Annotated in this window: 23 protein-coding genes; 7 read left to right on the plus strand and 16 right to left on the minus strand. The window is 73.0% G+C overall.

What is annotated here, in order from left to right; genetic code table 11:
* Positions 1–681: a DUF624 domain-containing protein gene (locus EW117_RS21625; protein WP_129788764.1), complete on the plus strand. Its 681-nt coding sequence runs from the start codon at positions 1–3 to the stop codon at positions 679–681.
* Between the two features lie 166 nt (positions 682–847).
* On the opposite strand, the gene EW117_RS21630 is transcribed toward EW117_RS21625, so the two are convergent.
* The 8 genes from EW117_RS21630 to EW117_RS21665 form a co-directional block, all read right to left on the minus strand.
* Positions 848–1,708: a sugar phosphate isomerase/epimerase family protein gene (locus EW117_RS21630; RefSeq protein WP_129788765.1), complete on the minus strand. Its 861-nt coding sequence runs from the start codon at positions 1,706–1,708 to the stop codon at positions 848–850.
* Positions 1,705–2,934, minus strand: a complete 1,230-nt coding sequence (locus EW117_RS21635; protein ID WP_129788766.1) for a dihydrodipicolinate synthase family protein — start codon at positions 2,932–2,934, stop codon at positions 1,705–1,707. The genes EW117_RS21630 and EW117_RS21635 overlap by 4 nt, the downstream gene beginning before the upstream one ends.
* Positions 2,931–4,061 (minus strand): Gfo/Idh/MocA family protein, encoded by a 1,131-nt coding sequence (locus EW117_RS21640; protein WP_129788817.1) that lies wholly within the window; start codon positions 4,059–4,061, stop codon positions 2,931–2,933. Before EW117_RS21640 ends, EW117_RS21635 begins: the two co-directional genes overlap by 4 nt.
* Positions 4,062–4,158: 97 nt before the next feature.
* The gene (locus tag EW117_RS21645) at positions 4,159–5,208 is read right to left on the minus strand and encodes a LacI family DNA-binding transcriptional regulator (protein WP_129788767.1); all 1,050 of its coding nucleotides are present in this window, start codon (positions 5,206–5,208) and stop codon (positions 4,159–4,161) included.
* Positions 5,209–5,312: 104 nt separating this feature from the next.
* On the minus strand, positions 5,313–6,518 hold the full coding sequence (locus tag EW117_RS21650; protein WP_207211983.1) for a glycosyltransferase: 1,206 nt from the start codon (positions 6,516–6,518) through the stop codon (positions 5,313–5,315).
* A gap of 70 nt (positions 6,519–6,588) precedes the next feature.
* The gene (locus tag EW117_RS21655; protein WP_129788768.1) at positions 6,589–7,245 is read right to left on the minus strand and encodes a uridine kinase family protein; all 657 of its coding nucleotides are present in this window, start codon (positions 7,243–7,245) and stop codon (positions 6,589–6,591) included.
* A gap of 142 nt (positions 7,246–7,387) precedes the next feature.
* Positions 7,388–7,891 carry a DoxX family protein gene (locus EW117_RS21660; RefSeq protein WP_207211984.1) on the minus strand — a complete coding sequence of 168 codons (504 nt, stop codon included), beginning with the start codon at positions 7,889–7,891 and terminating at the stop codon, positions 7,388–7,390.
* Between the two features lie 251 nt (positions 7,892–8,142).
* Entirely contained in the window at positions 8,143–8,949 is an 807-nt protein-coding gene (locus EW117_RS21665) for an AraC family transcriptional regulator (RefSeq protein WP_129788769.1), read from the minus strand.
* Between the two features lie 50 nt (positions 8,950–8,999).
* On the opposite strand from EW117_RS21665, the gene EW117_RS21670 reads away from it, so the two are divergent.
* Complete coding sequence (locus EW117_RS21670) at positions 9,000–9,413, plus strand: DUF2000 domain-containing protein (protein WP_129788770.1); 414 nt, start codon at positions 9,000–9,002, stop codon at positions 9,411–9,413.
* A gap of 4 nt (positions 9,414–9,417) precedes the next feature.
* Here the strand turns inward: EW117_RS21670 and EW117_RS21675 are convergent, their stop codons facing one another.
* The 3 genes from EW117_RS21675 to EW117_RS21685 are packed head-to-tail and all read right to left on the minus strand — an operon-like array spanning position 9,418 to position 12,460.
* Positions 9,418–10,146: a LutC/YkgG family protein gene (locus EW117_RS21675; protein WP_129788771.1), complete on the minus strand. Its 729-nt coding sequence runs from the start codon at positions 10,144–10,146 to the stop codon at positions 9,418–9,420.
* Positions 10,143–11,660, minus strand: a complete 1,518-nt coding sequence (locus tag EW117_RS21680; protein ID WP_207211985.1) for a LutB/LldF family L-lactate oxidation iron-sulfur protein — start codon at positions 11,658–11,660, stop codon at positions 10,143–10,145. Before EW117_RS21680 ends, EW117_RS21675 begins: the two co-directional genes overlap by 4 nt.
* Positions 11,657–12,460 carry a (Fe-S)-binding protein gene (locus EW117_RS21685; protein WP_129788772.1) on the minus strand — a complete coding sequence of 268 codons (804 nt, stop codon included), beginning with the start codon at positions 12,458–12,460 and terminating at the stop codon, positions 11,657–11,659. Before EW117_RS21685 ends, EW117_RS21680 begins: the two co-directional genes overlap by 4 nt.
* Before the next feature lie 70 nt (positions 12,461–12,530).
* Between EW117_RS21685 and EW117_RS21690 the strand changes: the two genes are divergently transcribed.
* Positions 12,531–13,229, plus strand: coding sequence for a FadR/GntR family transcriptional regulator (locus EW117_RS21690; protein WP_129788773.1), 699 nt, complete (start codon positions 12,531–12,533; stop codon positions 13,227–13,229).
* A gap of 91 nt (positions 13,230–13,320) precedes the next feature.
* On the opposite strand, the gene EW117_RS21695 is transcribed toward EW117_RS21690, so the two are convergent.
* Positions 13,321–13,815 (minus strand): MarR family winged helix-turn-helix transcriptional regulator, encoded by a 495-nt coding sequence (locus EW117_RS21695; protein WP_129788774.1) that lies wholly within the window; start codon positions 13,813–13,815, stop codon positions 13,321–13,323.
* 117 nt (positions 13,816–13,932) lie between these two features.
* Here EW117_RS21695 and EW117_RS21700 point away from each other — a divergent pair, with 117 nt between their 5' ends.
* From EW117_RS21700 to EW117_RS21715, 4 genes are all read left to right on the plus strand, one after another.
* A complete protein-coding gene (locus tag EW117_RS21700) occupies positions 13,933–16,242 on the plus strand; it encodes an LLM class flavin-dependent oxidoreductase (RefSeq protein WP_129788775.1) in 2,310 nt (769 codons plus the stop codon).
* 125 nt (positions 16,243–16,367) lie between these two features.
* Positions 16,368–16,982 (plus strand): SprT-like domain-containing protein, encoded by a 615-nt coding sequence (locus tag EW117_RS21705; RefSeq protein WP_129788776.1) that lies wholly within the window; start codon positions 16,368–16,370, stop codon positions 16,980–16,982.
* A gap of 4 nt (positions 16,983–16,986) precedes the next feature.
* Positions 16,987–18,027 (plus strand): beta-ketoacyl-ACP synthase III, encoded by a 1,041-nt coding sequence (locus EW117_RS21710; RefSeq protein ID WP_129788777.1) that lies wholly within the window; start codon positions 16,987–16,989, stop codon positions 18,025–18,027.
* A 136-nt stretch (positions 18,028–18,163) separates the two neighbouring features.
* Positions 18,164–19,576 (plus strand): Gfo/Idh/MocA family protein, encoded by a 1,413-nt coding sequence (locus EW117_RS21715; RefSeq protein WP_129788778.1) that lies wholly within the window; start codon positions 18,164–18,166, stop codon positions 19,574–19,576.
* Between the two features lie 104 nt (positions 19,577–19,680).
* Here EW117_RS21715 and EW117_RS21720 read toward each other — a convergent pair whose 3' ends face one another.
* The 4 genes from EW117_RS21720 to EW117_RS21735 all read right to left on the minus strand — a co-directional run bounded on the left by EW117_RS21720 (position 19,681) and on the right by EW117_RS21735 (position 25,872).
* The gene (locus EW117_RS21720) at positions 19,681–21,312 is read right to left on the minus strand and encodes a pectate lyase family protein (RefSeq protein ID WP_129788779.1); all 1,632 of its coding nucleotides are present in this window, start codon (positions 21,310–21,312) and stop codon (positions 19,681–19,683) included.
* A 118-nt stretch (positions 21,313–21,430) separates the two neighbouring features.
* Positions 21,431–22,501, minus strand: coding sequence for an AEC family transporter (locus tag EW117_RS21725; RefSeq protein ID WP_129788780.1), 1,071 nt, complete (start codon positions 22,499–22,501; stop codon positions 21,431–21,433).
* 36 nt (positions 22,502–22,537) lie between these two features.
* Positions 22,538–23,818 carry a Gfo/Idh/MocA family protein gene (locus tag EW117_RS21730; RefSeq protein WP_129788781.1) on the minus strand — a complete coding sequence of 427 codons (1,281 nt, stop codon included), beginning with the start codon at positions 23,816–23,818 and terminating at the stop codon, positions 22,538–22,540.
* Complete coding sequence (locus tag EW117_RS21735) at positions 23,815–25,872, minus strand: DUF6807 family protein (RefSeq protein WP_129788782.1); 2,058 nt, start codon at positions 25,870–25,872, stop codon at positions 23,815–23,817. The genes EW117_RS21730 and EW117_RS21735 overlap by 4 nt, the downstream gene beginning before the upstream one ends.
* Positions 25,873–25,926: the final 54 nt, after the last annotated feature.

Here is a 25,926-nt window from a genome sequence, read left to right on the forward strand (position 1 = left end):
ATGGGTGCCGCAGGTGCCGCTCCGCGGCGTCGGCTGCTGATCGGGCCCGAGACCTACGAGATGGTGTTCGGCACGGTCTACACGGGGCTGATGACCAACCTGCTCCTGGCGGTAGCCTGCCTGCCGCTCGTGGCGCTGGTCGCGGCGACCGACCTCGCCACGACCTGGCCGCTCGCCGCGCTGACGGCGCCGCTGCTGGGGCCGGCCCTCGCCGCGGCCTTCGCGGTGTTCGCCGCCTTCAGCACCGACGGGTCGACGACGGTGGTCCGCACCTTCGCCCGCGCCTGGCGCCGACACCTGCGCCGGGGCCTCGCGATCGGGGCGCTCGCGACCGGCGCCGTCGTCGTGGCCGCCGTCGACGTGGCCTTCTTCTGGGGCCGCACCACGGGTGCTGTGGCGATCCCGGTCCTGGTGACTCTCGCCGCCGGGGCCGTCACGACGGCGGTCCTCGCCCTGGTCGCCGTACCCGAGATGGCGGGCGCCCGCCTGCGCGCCGTGTTGCTCGCGGCGGTTGTTCTTGGCGCGCGGCGCTGGTACCTCTCGGCGGGGGCGCTGCTCGTGCTCGGGCTGCTGGCGTCGGTGGTGGCGGTGCGCCCGGTGGTGGGCCTCGGCTTCGCCGCGGCGCCGCTGCTGTACGCCGCGTGGGGCGCCTGCCGGTTCGTCCTGCGCCCGGCGCGATAAGGGCTGTCGGACTGGCCCGGCCATTCGGGGGAACAGATACGCACCCGGGTAGGTAACTGTGAGGGAGCAATGCTCCCTCACAGTTACCTACCCGGGTGCGTACGCGTTCCCCGGCGGGCGCGTCGGCTCGACGGCCCGCGTGCCGGCCGACGCGGCAGTCGAATGATCAGAGGTGCGGCGCCACGTGCTTCTCGTACCGGTCCAGCACCGTCGCCGCCGTCGCCACCGTCGGGCGGGCCCAGACCTCCTCGTTGAAGATCTCCGTCTCGACGTCGCCGATGTAGCCGGCGTCCCGCACCCAGCCCGTGATCGTCGCGAAGTCGATGTACCCGTCGCCCACGTGCCCGCGCGAGTTCAGCGGCTCCGCCGCCAGCGGCAGCACCCAGTCGCACACCTGGTACGACGCGATGCGGTCCTCCCGCCCGGCCCGCGCGATCGACTTCCGGAGCGAGGGGTCCCACCACACGTGGTACGTGTCGACCACCACTCCCACCTCGGACGCCGCGAACGGCGCCGCCAGGTCGAGAGCCTGCGCGAGCGTGGAGATCACCGCGCGGTCGGCGGCGAAGATCGGGTGCAACGGCTCGAGCACGATCCGCACGCCGTGCTCTGCGGCGAACGGTACGAGGTCGGCGATCCGGTCGGCGACCCGGCCGCGCGTGGCGACGAGGTCCCGGTCGACGTCCGACGCCGGAGCCCCGCCCGGCGTCGACCCCACCAGCCCGCCGACGACGAACACCAGCTCCGTGGTGCCGATCGTCGCGGCTTCCTCGATGGCCAGCTTGTTGTCGTCGAGCGCGGCGCGGATCCCGGCGTCGTCCGCGGCGGTGAGGAAGCCGCCGCGGCACAGGGACGATGCGCGCAGCCCCGCGTCGGCGATGATGCGCGCCGCCTGCTGCGCGCCGACGTCCTGCACCACGTTGCGCCACGGCCCCACGGCGCCGAAGCCGGCGGTGGCCGCCGCCTCGCACGCCTCGGCGAGCGAGGCATGCTTGACGGTGGCGGTGTTCAGCGACGCCCGGCTCATGCGATCACCCCGTTCGTCGTCAGGAAGGCGCGCAGGCGTGCGGCCGCCACGGGCGGGTCGAGCAGCAAACCGCAGCCGTCGGCCAGGCGGGCCAGCTCGACCAGGTGGCGCAGCGATCGACCGGAGTGCAGCCCACCTACCAGCGAGAACCCGGGCTGGAACCCGTTGAGCCAGGACAGGAACGCGATCCCGGTCTTGTAGTAGTACGTGGGCGCGGTGAAGATGTGCCGGCCCAGTGCCTCGGTAGAGGCCAGGATCTTGTGCCCGCCGACGGCGTCCCCGGCGTCGAACGCCTGCAGCGCCGTGGAGGCCGCCGGGTAGATCGCCGCGAAGATGCCCAGCAGCGCGTCCGAGTGCCCCTGCTCGTCACCCGCGATGAGCTCGGGGTAGTTGAAGTCGTCGCCGGTGTACAGGCGGGGCCTCGTCCCCGTGCCCGACGGCGGAAGAGCCGCCAGCGCGCGGCGCAGTCCCACCTCGTGGGCGGCGTCGAGCAGCGACACCTTGACGCCGTCGATCCGCGGCTGGTGCGCGCGGATCAGGTCCAGGAAGGTCGCCGTCGCGGAGTCCACGGAGTCCGAGCCCCAGTAGCCCGCCAGCGCCGGGTCGAACATGGTCCCCAGCCAGTGCAGGATCACCGGCTGCTCGGCCTCGGCCAGCACGGCGTCGTACACGCGGGCGTAGTCCTCGGGCCCGCGGGCGACCCGCGCGAGCGCGCGCGAGGCCATGACGATGACCTGCGCGCCGGCGTCCTGCACCAGGTGGACCTGCTCGCGGTACGCGTCGGTCACCGCGGTCAGGCCCGCCTCGCCCGGCTCCAGCCCGGCGACGACGTCGGGCGCGAGCTGGTCGGTCCCCGCACCGCAGGCGACGCGCGCGCCCACGGAGGCGGCCTCGGCCGCCGAACGCCGCACCAGCTCCTGGGTCGCCGTCCAGTCGAGCCCCATGCCGCGCTGCGCGGTGTCCATCGCGTCGGCGACGCCGAGCCCGTGCTCCCAGATGCGGTGCCGATAGGCGAGCGTGGAGTCCCAGTCGACGACGGCGGGCGCGCCCGGCACGTTCTCCGCACCGATCTGCGGCACCACGTGGGCCGCCGCGAAGGCGACGCGCGAGGTCAGCGGGCCCGACGGCGTGGTCCAGGGCCCAGGCGCGCCCAGCTCGACGGTCTCCGACCCGGTGACCCGGCCGTTGCCGTCGAACACGGGGAACGCGACTGCTGCCCCGCTCACAGCGTGATCTCCGGGATGTCCACGCGCCGCCCCTCCGCGGACGACTTCAGTCCCAGCTCCGCGAGCTGCACGCCGCGCGCCGCCGACAGGAGGTCGTAGCGGTGCGGGCGTCCGGCGACGACGTCGCGCAGGAACTCCTCCCACTGCAGCTTGAAGCCGTTGTCGAGGTCGGCGTTCGCGGGGACCTCGAGCCACTGGTCGCGGAACGGCTCCGTGACGGGCAGGTCGGGGTTCCACACCGGCTTGGGCGTGTGCGAGCGGTGCTGGGCGCGGCACTCGCGCAGGCCGGCGACGGCGGAGCCGTGGGTGCCGTCCACCTGGAACTCGACGAGCTCGTCGCGGAACACGCGCACGGCCCACGACGAGTTGATCTGCGCCACGACGTCGTCCCCGCCGGGCGTGGTCACGTCGAAGATCCCGTAGGCGGCGTCGTCGGCGGTGGCGACGTACTCCTTGCCGGACTCGTCCCAGCGGGCCGGGATGTGCGTGACCGTCTTGGCCGTCACCGTCTTGACCTGCCCGAGGATGCCCTCCAGCACGTAGTTCCAGTGGCAGAACATGTCGGTGGTGATGCCGCCGCCGTCCTCGGCGCGGTAGTTCCACGAGGGGCGCTGGGCGGGCTGGGAGTCGCCCTCGAAGACCCAGTAGCCGAACTCGCCGCGCAGCGACAGGATGCGGCCGAAGAAGCCCTCGTCCACGAGGCGGCGCAGCTTCACGAGACCCGGCAGGTACAGCTTGTCGTGCACGACACCGACGGTCACGCCGGTCTCGGCCTGGAGCCGCGCGAGCTCGATCGCCTCGTCGAGGGTCTCCGCCGTCGGCTTCTCGGTGTAGACGTGCTTGCCCTGGCGCATGGCCTTGGACAGCGTCGTGGGCCGCAGGTTGGTCATGGCGGCGTCGAACACGATGTCGGCGTCGGCGATCGCGCTGTCGAGGTCGGTGGTCCAGTGCTCGACGTCGTGCAGCGTGGCGAGCTCCTTGAGCTTGTCCGCGTTGCGGCCCACCAGCACGGGCTCGACCTGAACCCGCGAACCGTCGGGAAGCGTGACGCCGCCCTGGTCGCGGATCGGCAGGATCGAGCGCACGAGGTGCTGGCGGTAACCCATGCGGCCGGTGACGCCGTTCATGGCGATGCGAAGTGTGGTCACGGGCAAGACTCCATCGTCGGACTGGGAATGCGCTTTCCCGAGGAGAATAGCGCACCAGGGCTGTGTGCGGGAATGATCACCTCTTGGGCGTGGAGTCCCGGAGGACGACCTCCCCGCGCACCCGCGTGCGCGTCTGGGCCGAGCGGCCGAGCGCCAGCTCGGTCGCCAGCGCGCCGACCTCCGCCAGCGCGATCCGCACGGTCGTCAGCCCGGGCGAGACGTCGCGCAGGGTGTGGATGTCGTCGAACCCGGCCACGGCGACGTCGTCCGGCACGCCCAGGCCGGCGTCGCGGACCGCCGCCATCGCGCCCACCGCCATGACGTCGTTCACCGCGAACACCAGCTCAGGCAGGCTCCGGCCGGGCTCGGCCCCGCCGGTCTGCTCGATCAGGCCGCGCATGACGGAATACCCACCGTCCCTGGTGAACGCGCACGTCAGAACGTCGTCGGGCGCGACAGGGCTACCGAGCTCGGCGAGTGCCCCGGTGAATCCATCCGTGCGATCGGCCGCCGTGCGATGACCCACCGGCCCGGCCAGCACCGCGAACCGCCGGTAGCCCAGGCCGTGCAGTGTCCGGGCGAGATCTGCGGCGCCGTCGGCGTTCGCGATCTCGACGACCGGCAGGTCGTCGATCGGCTGACCGATCAGCGCGACTCCGCCCCCGGCGTCGCGGAACGCGTGCAGGGCCGCCTCCAGGGCTCCGGCGGGGCGCGTCCCGTCGTCCGGCTCCAGGCGCCCGCCCGCCAGGATGATCGCGCGGGACCGCTGCCGCCGCGCGAGCTCGACGAAGGCGAGCTCGCGCTCGGGGCGCTGCTCCGTCGAGGCGAGGGTGACGATGAGGCCCTCGCGCTCGGCGGCGCGCGCGACGCCGGCCGCGATCGTCGAGAAGTACGGGTCGGCGATGTCGTGCACCACGAGCCCGAGCGCGGTGGTGCGGCCGCGGGCCATGGCCTGTGCGCTGGGGTCGGGCGAGTAGTCGAGGCGCCGTGCGGTCTCCAGGACGCGCTCGCGCAGGTCCTCGCGGACGCTGCGGGTGGCGCTCCCGTTGATCGCGCGCGACGCCGTCGCGAGCGAGACGCCGGCCTCGCGGGCGACCTGGCTCAGGGTGACGGGGGCGTCGGGCATGAGGTCATCCTGCCGTGTCCGCCGGGTCTTGCGCGCCTCGTCAGCTGGCGAGGTGGTCAGATGGCGACGACCTCGCCACCTGACTACCTCGGCGGAGAGGGGGATCAGACGCGAAGCGGCCTTAACGCCGCCTCGCGGTGCGTGCGTTCGATGATCGTCGAGTACCCGGCGATCATTCGCACGTGGCTGAACCGAGGACGGACGGCGGTCCGAGCCGATTCGAGCTCTTCGCGCCGGGCCGCCGCCTCGATCCAGGTCGCAGCGATCTCGGCCGGGTCGAACGAGGTCACGAAGCCGATGCGCTCCACTATCGACGGGGCGTCGCCCACCGGGGTGGTGACCGGCACGGCCCCGCACATCGAGCCCTCGATCAGGCACAGCGGCGCAGCCTCACCGAACGTCGAGGTGAGCGCGACGACGTCGGCCGTCGCGTAGACCAGCTCCATGTCGTGCCGCACGCCGAGCAGGTCCAGGTGCTCCAGCAGGTCCGGCCGGTCGCCGAAGATGCGGGCGAGGTCGCTCTGCAGGTCCGGGTTGGCCGCGGTCATCCCGGCGCCGCACATCAGTACGTGGCCCTTGGGCTCGAGCTCGAGGAACGTGCGGGCCGACCGGAGGAAGAGCTCGGGGTTCTTCATCTCGTCGTACCGCGCCGCGTAGACGATCACCGTCGCGTCGCTCGGCACCCCGGCCGCGCCCCGCAGGGCGAGCCGGCGCGCACCCTGGACGGGGCGGAACCGGGCGAGGTTGATGCCGTTCGGCACCACGCGCAGCAGCTCGGCGGGCACGCCGGCCTCGCGGTACGCGTCCCGGGTGGACTCCGCGCAGCAGACGACGGCGGCGAGCCGGCCGCGGTCCGCCGCGGTCAGCAGGTCGCCCAGGGCGTCACCCTGGTGCTCCGGATCGGACCGGTGCAGGCAGGCGATGACCGGGCGGTCCGGGAACCCGCCCTGGTTCACGAGCCGGAGCGGCTGCTCCTTGAGGGACAGCACCACGTGCGAGCTCTCGGCCTGGCGGGCCGCCGCCCGGAGCTCGGTCTCGCTGAAGACCCGCGGGTCGTGGCCGGCGTCGGTGCTCCGGCCCAGCGAGCCGATCCGGACGCCCGCGGCGCGCAGGGCGCGGTAGCGGGGGTCGTCCTCCATCCGCTGGAGGGTGGCCTCCCGCCGGACCTCGTGGTGCAGGCTCAGCACAGAATGCTGCTGGCGACCGCCCTGATGCAGACCGGCGACCACCGTCGAGTGCAGGACACGAGCCCCGCCACTAAAAAAGCCCTCGTACAGCGAGAGCACACGCAAGCCATTGCGCTGAATCACAGACACCACCTCCTGCGCCCAGAGTGAGCCCTACGGATGTGCGTTACATGGCAAAGCGGTTACACGAGGATTACGTATCCAAGGACTTCTGCACAAGCAGGTTTCGGATGTCCTTCTCGGCCTGAGCGGGTGAGGTTGCGCGGCAGCCCAGCGCCACCCACCGCTCGATCAGCGCGGGTTCGGCGCGCAGGTGCGACGTCCCTCGGCGCAGCAGCGTGCCGATCGGCTTGCGCGCCTCCGCGACGTCCCGGAGGAACCGGAACCAGAAGGTGACCAGGCGAGGCCGGACCAGGCAGATCGCATCGGCGAGCAGGCCCTCGGCGCGGCAGTCGGCGACGAGGTGCGCGGCGAAGATGCCCTCGGCCAGGACGAGCGGCGAGTCGCCGATGTCGAGCCGCCGCATGCCCGTGCGGCGCGACGTCGGGATGTCGTACACCGGGACGTCGGCCCGGCCCTCCGTGGCCAGCTCCTGCAGCGCGGCGAGCGCGCCCTTGGCGTCCCAGGTCGCCGGGCTGTCCCAGTCCACGCTGCCGTACCGCTGCGGCAGGCCCGGATGGTCGATATCGAGGTAGAAGTCGTCGAGCTGCACCGTCGGCAGACCGAGGCGCTGCGTGAGCGATGTCTTGCCCGACCCCGAGGGCCCGGTCAGCAGCACCACCCGTGCCCGCGGGCGCCGGGCACCCGGCGGGAGTGCGAAGAGTGTGGGTTCGGGCGCTGGGTCGGTCACGAGAGGCCATTCTCCCGTACCGCGCGGCGTGGGCGCGCGGTACCGCCACGGGCGGGCGTGTGACCGGCAAGAGGTCAGGTGATCGGCATCCCGGGATGCCGATCACCTGACCTCTTGCCGATCACACGAGCTGCGCGTGCGCTCAGCGTGACGCAACCAGCCGTGAGCCCAGGGCCTTCGCCGCGACGACCGCACCGGCGCAGGCCACCACGACGTTCTTGAGGATGTACTGCGCCTCCAGCGTCGGCACGACGCCGTCGAACAGCTCGCCCGGGAACAGGACCAGCGGCGACACGATCCCCGCCAACGCCCCGTACAGCACGACCAGCCCGGTCCGCAGGCCGACGCCGGTGATCAGCGAGAGCCCGACGAAGGTCTCGATGACCGCCGTCATCAGCAGTGCGGCGCCTGCCGGGACCATCCCCAGCGTGAGGAGGTCGATGGTCCGGGTCGCGAGCGCCTCGGCGGGGGACGCCCCGGGGAAGAACTTGAGCATCCCGAAGTAGGTGAAGATCAGCCCGATGCTGATCCGCAGCGCGGTGATGCTGTGTGCGGCGAGCAGGCGCTCCAGCGCCGCGGACGCCGTGCGGAGCTTGTCGGCCGGGCGGAGCGTGCCCGTGGGGCGGGCCGACCGGGTGTTCGTCATGGTGACCATCTCGGTACCTCCGGTTCCGGGACGCCCCGGTGGCGTCCACGGATCCACCGTCTCGCCGTCGGCTCACGCGAGAATCCGCCACCCGGCGGCACCTTTCCTGCGCTGCCCGACGTCGCCGGAGCCGCCTCCCGTACGTGCCTTGCGGTACTGGAGGGTCGCGCACCGCATCCGCTTGTTATGAGCGTGATCGTTGCGACTAGGTGCCCGTTTTAGGCGCAACGATCGCGCCCACAAGCAATGTCCTACTGGGCGGCGCGCTGGTAGCGGGTCGGGGTGGTGCGCAGGAGGCGGCGGAAGTGCCGGGTCAGGTGCGCCTGGTCGTGGAACCCGGTGCCGGTGGCGACGTCGGCGGCGGGCTCCCCGGCCAGCAGCCGGCGCCGCGCCAGGTCGAGGCGCCGTCCCACGAGGTACCGGTGCGGTGGGAGGCCGAGCTCGCGCGTGAACGCCCGCACCAGGTGCGGCACGGTGACACCCAGCTCGGCGGCGACCTCGGCCAGCCGGACCGGCCGGGTGGGATCAGCGTCGAGCAGCCCGCGGGCGCGCCGGGCGGTCGAGGCGGCGGGCGGCTCGCGTGGCGGCGTCGGGTGGCCGGTGAGATGCCAGGCCAGGCCTTCCGTGACCAGGGCGAGCAGGCTCTCGGCCGCGACGTCCTCGCGTGCGGTGAGGGCGCGGTCGAGGCCCACGAAGCAGGAGCGGAGCGCGTCGTCCGGGACGAGCGGCGCGTCGACGGCGCGGCCGACCAGGCCGTCGTCGAGCACCGTGGGTTCCAGGTAGACCACGCGCTTGCGGAAGCCGGTGGCGGTCACGGACCGCCCGTCGTGCACCACGCCCGGCGGCAGCACGGTCACCCCGGCGCGCCGCGCCGCGTGCTCGTGGCCGTCCAGGCCGTAGCCGATCAGGCCGCGGTCGACGACCAGCACCGCCCAGGTGTCGTGCGTGTGGGCCGGGTAGGCGTGCTCGTGCCAGGCGGCGTGCAGCACCTCGGCGACGCCGGGTAGGCCGGGGCGCCAGGCGCGCACGACGTCCGGGGACGCATCGGTCGGGTGCATATCAAGAACGTACAAGATCCGCGCCCCGTCCCGCCCGCACCCTGGGCGTCATGACCTTCGAACAAGCCAAGATCGTGATCGTCCTGCGGGACGACCTGCTCGGCTGGCAGGAGAACAACGTGACGGCGTTCCTGGCCAGCGCCGTGACCGCCGCCTACCCCGAGCTGATCGGGGAGACCTACCGGGACGCCGACGGGCGCGAGTACCTCGCCATGCTCGGCACCCCGGTCATGGTCATGGTGGCGGACGGCGACCGGCTCGCCACGATCCGCGAGCGCGCCGACGCCCGGGGGCTGCGCATCGGCGTCTACACGGCGGACCTGTTCGCGACGGGGAACGACGTCGACAACCGGGCGGCCGTCGCGAGCGTCGCCACCGAGAAGCTCGACCTGGTCGGGGTGGCGGTGGCCGGTGAGCGCCGCGTGGTGGACAAGGTGGTCAAGGGCGCGAGCCTGCACTCCTGACGCGTCAGGAGAGCAGCACCACGTGGAGGGTTCGGGGGCCATGGACGCCCTCGACCCGGTCGAGCTCGATGTCGCTCGTGGCGCTCGGGCCGCTGATCCAGGTCAAGGGCCGGTCGGGATGGGCGCCGAGCAGGTGTACGGCCTCGGGGACGGTCTGCACGACCTGGTCGGCCCGGACCACGCACACGTGCACGTCGGGCACCAGCGAGATGGCGCGCCGGCCCTGGTCGGGTTCGCCGTCCAGCACTATGGTTCCGGTCTCGGCGACGGCGACCCGGGCGGCCGTGACGACGGCGTCGATCTCGTCCAGCTCGGCCGCCGACAGGGGCGCGTCCCGCGAGTCGACGTGCACGTCGACCCCGTCCAGCCCGGAAAGCCAGCCCTCCTCGATCCCGGAGGGCACCACCACGGACCCGCGCACGGCGTCTCGGGTGGTCGGCGGAATGTCAGGCGATCGGTAGTCCGAGCTGCCGACCTCCTGACGTTCTGCTGACCGCTGCGCGATCACCCGGGCCAGCACACCCGGCAAGTCTGCGGCGGGCGTCCGGTGGACGTGCGCCTTGTAGTCCTCGAGCCGGTCTATCAGGAGGTCCAGCACGACATCGGAGCCCGGCACATGCTCCCCGGCCGACCGGTACTCGCGCGGCACCGCATCGGCCGGGCTCACCGAGCCGCCGTCCGGCCCCAGCGCCTCCCGGATGCGGGACAGGATCTCGGTCCTGGCGTCCGTCATCGTCCGTCCTCTCGTCCGGCCCACCAGTCGTGGAACGTCTGCTTGGGCGGCTCCGGGAGATCCCGCGACCGGGTCCAGAGCGAGCCCGGGAACGGCAGCCTCCGGATCACGCCGTTCCGCGAGATCGCGCGCAGCAGTCGTGGGGCGCGGGCGGCCCGGCGGAACCGTGCGCCGTCGGCCATCGCGAAGGACGCGGCCTTCATGGCCGCCTTCCAGACCCGGTCCGCGGTGTCCGGCGAGGAGCCCGCCAGAGACACCTCGCGGGCACGCAGCTCGACCAGGATCGACGGGATGTCGATCTTCACGGGGCACACCTGGTAGCAGGCGCCGCACAGGGTCGAGGCGTACGGGAGGTCCGACTTCTCGCCGGTGAGCTGCGGCGTGAGGATCGCCCCGATCGGGCCGGGATAGACCGAGCCGTAGGCGTGGCCGCCCACCCGCTCGTACACCGGGCAGACGTTGAGGCACGCGGAGCAGCGGATGCAGTGCAGGGCCGAGCGGCCCGCCTCGTCCGCCAGCACCCTGGTGCGCCCGTTGTCGAGCAGCACCAGATGGAACTCCTGCGGGCCGTCACCGGGCGTCACGCCGGTCCACATCGAGGTGTACGGGTTCATCCGCTCGCCCGTCGAGGACCGCGGCAGGAGCTGCAGGAACACCTCGAGGTCGTCGAACGTGGGGATCAGCTTCTCGATCCCCATCACGGTGATCAGGGTCTCGGGCAGCGTGAGGCACATGCGGCCGTTGCCCTCGGACTCCACGACGGCGAGCGTGCCGGTGTCCGCGACGGCGAAGTTGGCGCCGCTGATCGCCACCTTCGCCGAGAGGAACTTGCGCCGCAGGTGCGCGCGGGCCGCCATCGCGAGCTCGCGCGGGACGTCGGTCAGGTCGGGTGGGGCGTCGGCCATCCGCTCCAGGAAGATGTCTCGGATCTCGGTGCGGTTGCGGTGGATCGCCGGCACCAGGATGTGTGACGGCATGTCGTCGGCGAGCTGCACGATCAGCTCCGCCAGGTCCGTCTCGACCGCCGCGATGCCCTCCTCGGCGAGCGCCTCGTTGAGCCCGATCTCCTGCGTCGCCATGGACTTGACCTTGACGACCTCGTCGGTCTCCTTCTCCCGGACCAGCGAGGCGACGATCCGGTTCGCCTCGGCGGCGTCCCGCGCCCAGTGCACGACGCCGCCGCGCGCGGTCACGTTGCGCTCCAAGGTCTCGAGCAGCTCCGGCAGGCGCGCCATGACGTCGGTCTTCACCGCGGACCCGGCGTCGCGCAGCGGCTCCCAGTCGGGCACCTCACCGACCACGCGCGCCCGCTTGGTCCGGATCGTCGACGTCGCGTTGCCCAGGTTGCGGCGCAGCTGGCCGTTGTCGAGCGCGGCCTTGGCGGCGTCGGGGAACGACGCGCCCCAGTGCAGCGGGTCCTCCGGCCGGCCGACGCCGGACAGGGTTCCGGGCGCGGCCTCCGGACTCGGCCCACGGCCGTCGCGGGCGGCGGGCATGCCGAGGAACGTGCTCATCGGGCGACCTCCTGGTGGGTGCCGGATCCGGCCGGGGGGCCCAGGACGACCGGTGCCTCGCGGGTGGAGGCGAGGATCTCCGCCAGGTGCATCGGCCGCACCGCCGTGCCGCCGCGCGAGAGCCCGCCGCCGATGTGCATCAGGCACGACCAGTCGCCGGCGGTGAGCACCTCGGCCCCTGTGTCGACGACGGTGGCCACCTTGTCCTGCAGCATCGCTGCGGACGTATCCGCGTTCTTCAGGGAGAACGTCCCGCCGAACCCGCAGCAGCCCTCGGCCTCCGCGAGCGGGGCGAGCTCCAGGCCCTCGACCGCCCGCAGGAGCCGCTCCGGCTTGTCGCCCACGCCGAGCATCCGCAGCGAGTGACACGTGGGGTGGTAGGTGACGCGGTGAGGGAACCAGGCGCCGACGTCGGTCACGCCGAGCACGTCGACCAGCAGCTCGGACAGCTCGTAGGTGCGCTCGGCGACGGCGGTCGCGGCGCGGGCCTCGGCGGGCAGGCCCGCGCGCTCCAGCACCATCGCCTGCTGGTGCCGGATCGACCCCGTGCACGAGCCGGACGGCACGACGACGGCGTCCCACTCGCCGTCGGCCACGGGGGCGAAGGTGCGCACGTGGTTCTGGACCACTGGTACCGCCTCGGCGAGGTAGCCGGTGTTGACGTGCATCTGGCCGCAGCACGCCTGCCCGGCCGGGAAGACGACCTCGTGGCCCAGTCGCTCCAGGAGCGTCACGACGGCCCTCGGGGCCTGCGGAAACATGGCGTCGGCGATGCAGGTGGCAGCCAGGGCTATACGCATGGGCACTCTCCTTCGAGGTCTGTCCTCACCATAGCCCACTGTGGACAGACCACAGAAGTACACTGGCCCGGTGAGAACCCACGAGCGCGTCCTGGCCCAGATCGAGACCGGCCTGAACGCGGGCAAGTGGCCGATCGGCGAGCGGCTTCCGGCGGAGCGGGCGCTCGCGGAGGAGCTGGGGGTGTCCCGCCCGTCGGTGCGTGAGGCCATCCGCATCCTGGAGGCAATGGGCATCGTGCGCACCGCCGTCGGGTCCGGCCCGAGCGCGGGCGCCACCGTGATCGACCGGCCTGCGGCCGGCCTGGGTGCGGCGGTGCGGCTGCACGTGGCGTCCGGCACCTTGCCGGTGTCCGACGTCGTGCGCACGCGCGTGCTGCTCGAGGCTGGCGCGGTGCGCGACGCCGCCGCGCGGGTCACGGACGACGCCGCGCTCGCGCGCGTGCGGGAGCACGTCGAGGCGATGGCCGACCCCGAGCTCGATGTCGCTGCCTTCCTGGAGCACGACCAGGACTTCCACATCGAGCTGGCCCGGCTGAGCGGCAACCAGCTCGTCGAGGCGATCCTGAGCGGCATGCGGGCGGCCGTCGCCTCGTACGTGGCGGCGGGCGCGGCCGCCGTCGAGGAATGGCCGAGGACCGCTGCCCGTCTCCGCGCTGAGCACCGCGGGATCGTCGATGCCGTTGCGCGGCACGACGGCGCCGAGGCCGAGCACCTCATGCGCGACCACATCGAGGGCTTCTACCGCGAGACGGGTCTGGGCGAGCGCTGACCCTGGCGGCGCGGCCGGCTGCGCCGACCCGTCAGACGCTCGGTGACATGTCAGACGCTCGCGTCACGTGGCTGACATGTGCGTCGGGCAGCTACCCAGGCGTGGTCGCTTCGGCCACGGTGCGGCACGGATCCTCGTCCGGGCCCGTACCCATGGCGGCGCGCTCCAGCAGCTCCCGGAGCATCGCACGCTGTCCCGGTTCGAGCCCCGCGAGCAGCTCCTCCTCCGCCGCGGCGACACGGGCCTCCATCGCGGCGAGCACTTCCTGGCCCTTGTCCGTGGCGACGATGCGCCGCGCGCGCCGGTCGGCCGGGTCGAGCTGCCGCTCGACGAGCCCGCAGCCCTCGAACGCGTCCAGCAGGTAGGTCATGACGGTGCGGTCGATGCCGAGCGTGGAGGCGAGCGCCGCCTGGCTCGGCAGGTCGCCGTGCACCACGGCCGTGAGGAGCTGATAGCCGCGCGTGCCCTGGGGCAGGTCGTCGGCCGCGGCGTCGACCCGGGCGCTCCACTCGCGCAGCAGTGCGGCGAGGGACCAGCCGAACAGGGAGTGCTGGCCCGCGCGGGTGGTGGTGGGTGTGGTGCTCATGCCCCCATCCTACGGGAATGTGCGGCAATCAAGAAGAGTTGTGAGTTATATCGTCTGCCATACAGACGATCTGCCGTGACGCGCGGCAGACGAAGCGAGACGAGGGACACCGCACCCATGACCGACTACGGGCACGAGCTGCTCTTCGGTACGTTCATCACCCCGACCAACGCGGATCCGCAGGCGCCGGTACAGCTCGCCCAGCTCTCCGACCGGCTCGGCCTGGACCTGGTCACGTTCCAGGACCACCCGTACCAGCCGTCGTTCCTGGACACCTGGACGCTGATGTCGTGGGTCGCCGCGCAGACCGAGCGCATCCACATCTCGGGGAACGTGCTCAACCTGGGCATGCGTCAGCCGGCCGTCGTGGCCCGCTCGGCCGCGAGCCTCGACCTGCTCAGCGGCGGCCGGTTCGAGATGGGCGTCGGCGCCGGCGGCTTCTGGGACGCGATAGCCGCGATGGGCGTCCCGCGCCGGACGCCTGCCGAGAGCGTCGAGGCCCTCGAGGAGGGCATAGAGATCATGCGCGGCATCTGGAACGCGGCCGACCGCACGCCGCTGCGGGTTCCGGGGCGGTTCCACCGGGTCGACGGCGCCAAGCGCGGCCCGGCACCCGCGCACGACATCCCGATCTGGCTCGGCGCGTACAAGAAGCGGATGCTTCGGCTCACCGGCGCCAAGGCGGACGGCTGGCTGCCCTCGCTGCCCTACATGAAGGACGGCGACCTGGCGCGCGGCAACACGACCATCGACGAGGCGGCCTTGGAGGCCGGGCGCTCGCCGAGCGAGATCCGCCGCCTGCTCAACGTGGGCGGGGCCATCACCGACCGCTCCACCGGCCCGCTGCAGGGTCCTGCCGACCAGTGGGCCGAGGAGCTCACGCAGCTGGCTGTCGAGGACGGTGCCAGCGCCTTCATCCTCACCAGCGACGACCCGGACCAGATCCGGGCGTTCGCGGAGGAGGTCGCGCCCGCGGTCCGGGAGGCCGTGGCGGCGGAACGGCGTTCAGCCGGGACCGCCCCGGCGTCGGCCCACCGGGGCACCGCCGCACTGGCCGCACGGCGGCCGGGGATCGACTACGACTCGCTCCCGTCGGAGCTGGCGGCCCGCGCCGTCGAGCCGGGCGACCGCGAGTACCCGGCGGTGCGGCACAACTACCTGCGCTCCGGCGCGCCCGGCCTGGTCCTGCGCCCGGCGAACGTGGACGAGGTCGCCTCGAGCCTGGCGTGGGTGCAGAAGCAGGACGTGGAGTTCGCCGTCCGCTCGGCGGGGCACGGGATCTCCGGCCGGTCCACGAACGACGGCGGTGTGGTGCTCAGCATGAGCGGCATGCGGTCGGTCGAGGTGGTCGACGAGGCCACGCGCCGCGTCCGGATCGGCGCCGGGGCAACCTGGGGCGAGGTCGCGGCGACGCTGGCCCCACGCGGCTGGGCCATCACCTCGGGCGACTACGGCGGTGTGGGCGTGGGCGGGCTCGGGACCACCGGCGGCATCGGGTTCCTCGGTCGGCTGCAGGGCCTGACGATCGACCACGTGGTCGCCGCCGAGGTCGTGACGGCCGATGGTCGGGTGCTGCACGCCTCCCGCGACGAGCACCCCGACCTGTTCTGGGCGCTGCGCGGTGCGGGCGGGAACATGGGAGTGGTCACGTGGCTGGAGATCGAGGTCGGCGCCGTCGGCGACGTCGTCTTCTCGCAGATGACGCTCGACGCGACAGACACCGCGGGGCTGCTGGAGAAGTGGGGCGCCGCCGTCGAGGCGGCGCCGCGTGGGCTGACCTCGTTCATGTACCTGTCCGCCGGGCGCCGCGGCCAGGGGCCGATGGCGCAGCTCATGACCGTGTTCGCCGCCGAGGGCGCCGACGCCGACCCGGACGAGGCGATCGCCCAGCTCGAGGTGCTGGCCGATGCCGGGCCGCTGCTGGGACACCAGGCGCAGCTCCTGCCTTACTCAGGGATCGTGCGGCAGGAGGACGCGCATCACTCCGGCGGCGGCGACCCGTCGGCGCGGTCGGGCCTGCTGGACCACCTGGACCAGGGTACGAGCCGGGCGATCGAGCGGCTGCTGACCTCGGGCGAGTCGTACTTCACCTCGATCCGGGCCACGGGTGGTGCGGGGAACGACGTCGCGCCCGACGCCACGGCCTACTCGCACCGGCACCAGAACTTCTCTCTCTCGGCTCTCGGGGGCAGCCAGGACCGGCTCAACCAGGCATGGGACGCGGAGATCGGGCCCGTGATGGACGGCTCGTACCTCTCGTTCGACACCGACAGCCGGCCCGAACGGCTGCTGGAGGCGTTCCCGGAGCCGACGTTCGCGCGGCTGCGGACGGTGAAGGCGGTCTACGATCCGTCGAACGTGTTCCGGACGAACTTCCCGATCCCGCCGGCCGAACCGCCGTCGGACACCTCGGGGAGTGATGCCTGACTGGTCTGCTTTGTGGCATGGGGCTGTGGATAACTCCGCGGGGGTGTCAGTGAGGGCCCGTAGGTTCGACCGCGTCCGGCACGGCCGGACGCATCGACCCACTCACGATCAACGCAGGGGAACCCATGAACCTTGTCGCCGCCTCGCGCCTGGCGCGCGAGCTGATGGACCAGCACGGCCTGAAGGCCTGGACGTTCGAGTTCGACGACGCCGTCCGGCGCGCAGGGATGTGCAACTACACCAAGAGCCGCATCAGCCTGTCCGCCCCGCTCACCCGGATCCACGACGAGCGGGAGGTGCGGGACACGATCCTGCACGAGGTGGCGCACGCGCTCGCGGGGTCCAGGGCGAAGCACGGGCCGGCGTGGCGCGAAGTGGCGGTGCGGATCGGGTGCTCGGGCCGGCGGTGCGTGGATCCCGCCGCGCCCTCGATCGACGGGCCGTGGGTCGGGGCCTGCCCGGCCGGCCACCGGACCACGCGGTTCCGGCGGCCGCCGGGCATCATGTCGTGCCGCGCGTGCGGGTCGAGGTTCGACCTGGGCAACCTGATCGCGTGGACGTACAAGGGCCGCAACGCGGCGATGGGGGAGCGGTACGACGCTCAGCTGCGCGGTGCGTTCCGCGAGGTGGGCGAGGTGCCGGACACCGGACCGGGCGCCGAGGAGCGCATAGTCCGGGCGGCGCGGGAGAGGGTTCCCGGGCTAGCCGTCGAACCGTTCGACCTGAGCGCGCTACGTTGACCTCATGGCCAAGCCGCCCACACTGAACCTCCCCGCCGGCGCCGCCGGGTCCCGCATCATCGGCCTGGGTCACCACCAGCCGCCGAAGACGCTCACGAACGAGGACATCGCCCAGTTCGTCGAGACCAACGACGAGTGGATCCGGTCCCGTACCGGCATCGTCACGCGGCACGCCGCGGCCGACGACGTCACGGTCGCCGACATGGCGACCGCCGCGGCGGAGCACGCGCTCGGCGACGCCGGCGTGTCCGCGGACGCCGTCGACCTGGTGATCGTCGCGACGGCTACCAACGACGACCGCTCGCCGAACACCGCGGGCCGGGTCGCGTACGCCCTGCACACCGGGGTTCAGCCGGGGGCCTCGACCCCCGAGGGCGAGGAGGCGCCGGACCTGCGCAACGTCGTGGGACCGGCGGCGATCGACCTCAACGTGGCCTGCTCGGGGTTCGCGCACGGCGTCGGGGTGGCCGACCAGGCGATCCGCGCGGGTTCGGCGCGCACGGCACTGGTGATCGGGGCGGAGAAGCTCACCGCGTACACCGACTGGACCGACCGGTCGACGTGCATCCTCACGGCCGACGGCGCGGGGGCGGCGGTGCTGCAAGCCTCTGACGCCCCCGCCGTCGGGCCGGTCGTCTGGGGTACGGAGCCCGAGCTCACGCCCGCCGTGCGGATAGAGGTGCCGGAGGTGAAGTTCCAGCAGGACGGCCGCGCGGTCTTCAAGTGGGCGATCACGCGTGCCGCCGACCGGGCGCGCGACGTCGTGGCGCGCTCCGGGCTGAGCCTCGACGACATCGAGGTGCTCGTGGCGCACCAGGCGAACCTCCGGATCATCGAGCCGCTGGCGAAGGCGCTCGGGTTGGAGGGCAAGGTGGTCGTCACGGACATCACGGAGTCGGGCAACACGTCCGCGGCGTCGATCCCCCTCGGGCTGTCCAAGTGGTGGCATGCCGGCAAGATCCCGGCGGGTGCGCCCGCGCTGCTGTTCGGTTTCGGCGGCGGGTTCGCCTGGGCCGGCCAGGTGGTGCTGACGCCCGAGCGGTGACCCCGGTCCTGCTCTCCGAACCCGGAACGCTGTCCGTGGCTTGCGCCCCGAGGACCATGGACAGCGCTTTCCGGGCGTCGTATCGTTTCAATCCCATCCACCCGACGTCGACGACGACCGAAGGAGCTCTCTACCGATGCCCGAGCCGACCACTGAGCCGACCACTGAGCCGATCACCGGTCCGACCCGCGCGCCCGAGCCACCGTCAGGTCCCCTGCCCGAGGGGCGGCGCCGCTATGCGGTGGTCGGTACCGGGCACCGCGCCTCCATGTACATCAACGCCCTGATCGGTACGCACGCCCCCGACGGGGAGATCGTCGCCTGGGTCGAGCCCAACCATGTTCGCGCGGCAGCCTACGAGGCGCGGGTCGCGGCGGCGCTCGGCGGCATCCGCCCCGTCTACCAGCCGGACGACCTCGAGAAGGCGATCGCCGAGCAGTCGGTGGACCGCGTGATCGTCACCTCGATCGACCGGACGCATGGCGACCTGGTGGCGCGCGCGCTGCGGGCCGGCGCCGACGTCGTCGTGGAGAAGCCCATCGCAGCGCACGCCGACCAGGCCCGGCAGATCGTGGACGCGGTGGCCGAGACGGGCCGCGACCTGGTCACGACGTTCAACTACCGCTACTCGCCGCGCAACAGTGCGCTGCGCCAGGTGATCGCGAGCGGCGAGATCGGCCGGGTGCTCTCGGTCCACTTCGACTGGGCCCTCGACACCGTGCACGGCGCCGACTACTTCCGCCGCTGGCACCGCGAGAAGGTGAACAACGGCGGTCTGCTCGTGCACAAGTCGAGCCACCACTTCGACCTGGTCAACTGGTGGATCGACGGCGTGCCGCAGCGCGTCTTCGCCACGGGCGGGCGCCGCTTCTACGGCGATGACGGCGCGCACGCCACCGACTACGAGCCCACCGACGCCGAGCGCGCGCTGAACGAGCGCGGCGTCGACCCGTGGCAGCTCTCCGTCGAGAAGAACGAGTGGCTGTCCACGCTGTACGGGCCTGACGCCCAGGCGGTCGACGGCTACGTGCGCAACCGCTCGGTCTTCGATGCCGGCATCACCACCGAAGACACGCTCGGCCTCGTCGTGGAGTACGAGGGCGGCGCGCTGCTGACCTACTCGCTCACCGCGCACGCGCCGTGGGAGGGCTACCGCGTGGTCGTGAACGGCACGCGCGGCCGGGCGGAGCTCGAGGTCACCGAGCGGGGTTCCGTCGAGTTCGGCTCCGACGGAGCGGCGATCCTCGACCCGAGCGCCACGGAGGTGTTCGCCGGGAACGAGGTGCGGCCCATCGGGGAGCGCCTCGTGGTGCAGCGGCACTGGGAGCGTGCGGAGGAACGGCCCATCGTGCGCGGTGGCGGCGGGCACGGCGGCGGCGACGCGCTGCTGCTGGCCAGCGTGTTCGCGCCGGCGGGCGAGCCCGACCCGCTCGGCCGTGCGGCCGGCTACGTCGACGGCGTCCGCGCGTCGTCGGTGGGCTACGCGGGCAACCGCTCCCTGGAAACAGGAGACCCGGTCCGCATCGAGGACCTGAACCTAGGCCTCTGACCCCACCCCGCCGAAGTAGAACCACAGCGAGGTAGAACCAGGGCGAGGTAGAAGTCTGGCGAAGTAGAACCGCAGTCGCGCTGCGGTTCTACTTCGCCCTGGTTCTACCTCGGCGGAGTGGAGGGGAGGATGCCTGCGCCCGCGTGGGTGGCGACCACCCACGGGACCGCGATCGTCGGGAGCAGGCGATAGCGGTACGCCTCGGACGGCGTCCAGCGGGCCTCGTCCGCGAGCGGGGTCGACGCCGTGGCGTTGAACGCCGCCAGCAGGTCCGCGCGGCGGCCGTTCAGCGTCGTGCCGGATTCGCTGAGCATCGTGCCGCCGTATGCGCCGACCACGCGGGCCGGATCGGTCCCGCGGGCCAGCGAGACCGCGTTGTTCTCGACCACGAGGCTCGACTCCTTGCCGGCGCCCCAGTAGTACTGGAACGCACCAGCGGCCTGCCGGCGAGTCTGCCGGTAGTAGTTGTTGTACGCGTGCACGTCGCCGAACCGGACCCGGGGTGCGCGCTGGCCGATGTCCTGCCAGTAGTTGTGGTGCAGGGTCACGCGGTGCTGCCCGCGGTCCTGAAGACGCGAGTCGGACGAGCCGATCAGCATCGTCTTGTCGTGGCTCAGGAACCTGTTGTACGACACCGTCACCAGGTCCGAGCCGTGCGTGATGTCGAGCAGGCCGTCGTGCACCTCGAACGGCCGCCCGAAGACGACGGGGAGCGACTCGGTGGGGTGCTCACCGTCGTCGAACGTGGAGTGGTCCACCCACACGCTGGTGGACGTCCACAGCGAGACGTTGTCGTAGGCGGAGTTCCAGTTCCCGGTGGCGCTGTCGCCCGGGTCCCACTGCGGGAAGCAGTCGTAGCCGTCGGAGAACCGCAGGTTCCGGAGGATGACGTTGTGCGCGTCCCGGACCCGGATGTTGGCGCCGGAGATCCGGGCGTCGTCGCCCACGCCGACGATCGTCACGTTCGAGCCGACGTGCTGCTGGGTCTGGGCGGCCTGCAGGCGTGCCGCCGCGACGCGCGCCTCCTCCAGCGGACCGGCCGGATCGGCCCAGCCCCACGGGCCGGACGGGTCGTAGTGCGCGATGTAGTCGTCCATCGAGAACGGCTCGCCCGTGTCGCCGACCGTGACCTGAGCGGCGAAGTCTTCGCAGGTCAGCTGGGTTCCGTCCGCCGCGGTGAAGGCGTCGATGGCGTCCGTGACGTACACGATCCGCGGCGTCTCGTTGTACCGGGCGTCGTTCTGGCTGCCGCCCTCCCGCCCCGCGAGCGCGTCCCGCAGCTCCTGCCACGTGTCGACCTCGTAGATCTCGCCGCGTCCGGCCGCCGCGCCGCCCGTGGTGGGCCCGGCCTGCCGCTCCACGCCCTCCGGGAAGGTGGGGCCTGACCAGGCGGCCCACCCGTCGCCGGGCGCGATGGTCTCGCGGCCAAGGTCCTCGCGGTACCCGCCGTGACCCGACCCGCCCTGACCCGACCCGCCCTTGCCCGAGCCGCCCTGAGCGAACCCGCCCAGAGCTGACCCGCCCTGGGCCGGCTCGACGGCGGCGGTCGCCGCCCCGTCCGCCGCACTCGCCGAGGCCGGCTGCCCGACGGCGGCCAGCGCGCCGGCCGTGCCGATCGCCAGCGCCAGGGGCAGGGCCAGCCGGCGGTTCAGGGGACCGGCGGCCGGCAAAGTGCGGGCGCGTGCCGGCGTCGGGCCGATGGTGCGGCGCAGTCGCGGAGATAGTGGTGTTCGCATGTGACTCCTTCGTCCATGACCCCGGTCCTCCCGATGCTGGGAAACCGGTTTCTCGTACGTACGATGGCAGCCCGGACGCTCCACCACAAGACCCAGCGCGGGGTGACTTACGGGCGGGTCACGCCAGGAGTGCGCCGACCGCCACCAGGACCGGCACGCACAGCGCCGTCGTCCAGACGGTGGCGCGTGCGGCGACGCCGTCGAACACGCCGTAGCGCGTCGCGTACGTGGTGACGTTCACCGCCGTCGGCAGGGCCGCCATCGTGACGACGATCGCAAGGGCCGGCCCGTCGAGGCCCAGTGCGAGCCCCAACCCCCACGCCGCCAGGGGGTGCAGGACGTTGCGCACCAGGACGGAGACCGCGATCACCGAACGCACCAGCGTGCGGCCCTTGCCCTTGCCTGTGCGCGCGCCTTGGCCGCCGTCAACGCCCTCGTCACCGTCGACGCCGCCCGCCGGCGGCAGCGGCACCGCGAGCGTCATGCCGAACGCCAGCAGCCCGAGCGGCGGCGCGGCGGCGCCGATCAGGTCGAAGGGCATCAGGACGACGTCGGGCAGTCGGACGCCGGTCAGCTCGCCCAGCACCGCGACCAGCAGGCCCGCGACCGTGCCGAGCGTGATCGGGTTCCGGAACGCGGCGAGGAACACGTGCCCCATCGAACGCCAGGCCGACGTCGTCGTCGCTCGCCCGTCGGCCGCAACCGACCGGTCGAGCACGGAGAGCGCCAGCGGCGCCAGCACGAGCAGCTGGAAGAGCAGGGTCGGCACCACGGCGAGAGCGTCGTCGAACAGGTAGACCGCGAGCGGGATGCCGATGTTCCCGCCGTTGACGTAGACCGCGGCGAGCGTCGTCACGGCGGCCGGTCCGGACGGCAGCCGGAGGAGCCACCGCGCCACCGCGGCGGTGACCAGGCCGAGCCCAGCGGTCGTGGCCCAGGTGACGGCCGCGCCGCGCGAGAGGACGTGCGCCAGGTCGGTCGAGGCGAGCGTGCTGAACATCAGGGCGGGCGCGCAGATCGTGAAGGACAGCGTCGCGAGGGTCCGCCGTGCGCCCGCACCGCCGTCGGCGTCCCCGGAGCCGCCCCGCGCGACACCGCGCGGGAGGCTACGGCCCGACAGCAGCCCGGTCCGCTGGATCACCCAGCCGAGTGCGACCACGCAGGCCATGGAACCGATGGCAGTCAGCACGGGTAGCACATGTGCACCCTCCCACGGGCCGGCGGGTCAGGTCAGAGCTGTCCACGGAGCGCCCAGCTCCGTGAACGTGCGCTGCTCGCGCGCGGCCCGCTCGCACCACTCGGCGACGTCGCGCACGACCGGGTGCCGGGCGTCGCCCTCGGGATTGCCCTGCGCACCGCTCAAGCCGCCGCCTGGCCTGCCGCCGGCACCGGGACCGGCCCCGCCGCCGGCACCAGGACCCGGCCCCGGACCCCCGTCGACCCACTCCACGAACGCGTCCCGGATCGGCGCCGGGTCCGCCGCCGTCCGCACTGCCTCGAGCACCTGCATGAACGCGCCGGTGTCCCGCACGTCGCACAGCAGCCGCTCCCCGGCGCGGCCCGACGGCGCCCCGTTCGCCGCGCCGGATTCCGGACCGGCCCCCGCATCAACGGCGGCACGCGCCAGCAGCAGGTTCTCCAGCAGCCCTGTCCGTCCGTACTGCTTCTCTGCGACGACCCGCCCGGTGCGCAGCCGGACCAGGTCGCGCTCGTACTCCAGCTCGATCTCGCCGGCGGTGCCCTGCACGATCACGCGCGCGGGGGTGCGCTCCGGCGCGCAGAGCGTGAGCCCGAACCCGTACCGCGTCCCGTCGGTGCCGACGGCCCGCAGCGACGACGTGTCGTCCGCCTCGATCGGGTTGGCGCGCCACAGGTCGGTGTTCACGTAGGCGATGTCGGTGCTGGCCCGGGCGCCGCCCACCCACAGCGCCGTCGCGACGGCGTGTGCGAGCGGGTTGGTGACCACGCCGTCGACCACCGCACGGTCGCCCATCCGGCGGCGTCCCGCCCAGGGCGAGCGCGCCCAGTACGCGGCGGTCCGGACCCAGGTCCCGACGGCGCCGATGCCGGTCACCTGCCCCACCTCCCCGCGCGCGATCATGTCGGCGACGGCGGGCAGCGCGTGCGACCCGAAGGTCTGGAACCCGACCTGGCACAGCCGCCCCGTCCGCTCGGCGACGGCGACGAGCTCGGCGTGCTCCGCGAGGGACGCCGTGGTCGGCTTCTCCAGCAGGACGTCGATGCCCGCCTCCATCGCGGCGCGGGCGAGCGGCAGGTGGGTGTGGATGGGTGTCGCGAGGGCCACGACGTCGGGCAGCGCGTCGGCGTCGGCCGAGAGCAGGTCACCGAGGCTCGCGAACCAGGGCGCCGGGGCGTCCTCGGGCTCCCGGGGGTCGACGACGGCGCTCAGCCGCGCCAGCCCTCTCTCCTCCAGGTCTGCGACGGTCCGCAGGTGGGAGCCGCCGTGGCCGTGGATGCCGACGACCGCAACCTTCACCAGGCTCACCGCCGGCCGCCGTCGGTGAGGTCGGCGGCCAGCGCGGCGGCCGCCGTACCGGTGAGCGCGCTGTCGAGCAGCACGGCGACGAGGTCGAGCTGCACGGAACCGCCGTCGGGCACGAGCAGGGGTGAGTCCCAGGCGAGCGCGGGGCCCGCGCCCGGATACTCGGCACTCCGCAGGAACCACGGCCGGACCTGGCTCGGCTGCACCAGCAGGAGGGTCGTCGACCGGCCGCCCTGCTGCTGCACGAACGCCACCCACGGCGACGTGCTGCCGTGTGCCCGGGTCTCGCCCGTGCCCGCCGCCGACAGGACCTTGGTGCTCTCCGCGATCGGCAGGCGCCAGAACAGGCCGCCGTAGCCGGCGCCCGGGCGGCCGTTGGTGGCGGGCGACCGGATCTCCAGGGGGCCGTGGTCGGCGTGCAGCGTGGAGCGCCAGTCGAGGACCCAGCCGGGTGCGGCCGCTGACCCCGGGATCTGGGGGAGCAGGCGGCCGGTGATGCGGCGCTCCTCGCGGAGCTGCGGGTCGCCGTGCTCGTCGGACCACAGCACGTCCTCGACCAGGGCCTCGTCGGCTCCGGCTCCGGACCGTGGGCTGGCGGGCGTGGCCTCGACGCGGATACCCCGAGAGGTCTGCCGGCCGTGGTTCTTCAGCAGCGTCGGGCCGACGTCCTCGATGAAGGTGCGGCCGCCCCAGTAGCTGGTGCCGTTCACGTCCGGCACGGCGATGCCGACACCGTAGTGGTGCCGATGGTCCACCGGGCTGACGTCGGTGAGCGGCACGCCGCCCAGGGTGTGCACGGGGTGCAGGTAAGGGCGCCGGGCGTGCACCTTCGGCATGCGGTCGCCCGCGTCGCGGCGCACCAGCTCCAGCCCGTCGCCGACGGTCAGCACCACGGCGTCGGCCTCGGGGTCCGCGGGGAGTGACCAGATGGGCGGGGCGGTGGGCGGCACGGTCGGGATCTCCTCCCGCTGGACGACGACGGCGCCGTCGTCGTCCGTGATGTGCACACGTTCCGGCCCCTGCGGTACGGGCCCGGTGCTGCCGCGCACCTCCAGGCTCGGCGTGAATCGGGCAGAGCTTGCGGGGTGGGCGTCGTCGTCGATCACGGCGTGCAGCTCCCTCCAGGCGTGTCGGCCGAGCTCGGCCTGCGGCACCGCGACCGTCGTCAGCGCGGGTGTGGCGTAGCGGGACAGTTCGATGTCGTCGAAACCGGCCACCGAGATGTCGGCGGGCACGGCGACGCCGGCCTCGTTCAGGCCTGCGAGCAGGCCGAACGCGACCAGGTCGTTGAAGGCCACCGCAGCGGTGGCACGAGTCGCCAGGACGGCGGGGGCGGCGGCGTGGCCGGCCTGGATGTCCGGCCCGGCGGGCAGGTCGAGGATCTCCAGGTCCGTGTGCTGCCGCCGGGAGCGGGCGAGGCCTGCGCGGCGCAGCTCGTCGGAGGCGCTGCGCACGGGTCCGCCGAGGTAGACGATGCGGCGGTGGCCGAGGGCGACGAGGTGCTCCACGACCTGCAGCGCGGCGTCCTCGTAGTCCACGACGAGGCTGGGCGCCGCGCCACCGGTCTCCCGGTTGACCAGGACCACGGGCTCGACGTCGGCGATCAGCGCGCTGAGCTCGGCGTCGCCGATGCGCGGGGACACGAGCACGAGGGCGTCGCAGCGCATGCGCGCCTCGAGGGCGATGGCGCCCTCCTGCTGATCGTCCTCGACCGTGTCAGCGACGAGCACGCGGTAGCCGTCCTCGGCGGCGCCGTCCATGACGCCGCGCAGGATCTGCTGGAACACGGGATTTCCCAGGTCGGGTACCACGAGGGCCACCGTCTGGGTGCGGCCGAGCGCCAGGCTGCGCGCGGCGTTGCTGGGCCGGTAGCTCAGTGACGCCGCGGCGTCGCGCACGCGCTCGGCGATCGCGGCGTCGACCGTGCTGCGCCCGTTCATGACGCGGGAGACGGTTGCCCGCGAGACCCCGGCCGCCGTCGCGACATCTCCGATCGTGGCCGTGACACGTCGCTGACCTGCGCGCTGACCTGTGCCCCCTGCGCTGCCGCTGACCATCTGCTCTCCGTCCGTCACATGACCGGCTTGCCTCGGCGATCTCCCGCGTCCTGG

It is taken from the genome of Promicromonospora panici, from assembly GCF_900608595.1.
GTDB lineage: Bacteria > Actinomycetota > Actinomycetes > Actinomycetales > Cellulomonadaceae > Promicromonospora > Promicromonospora panici.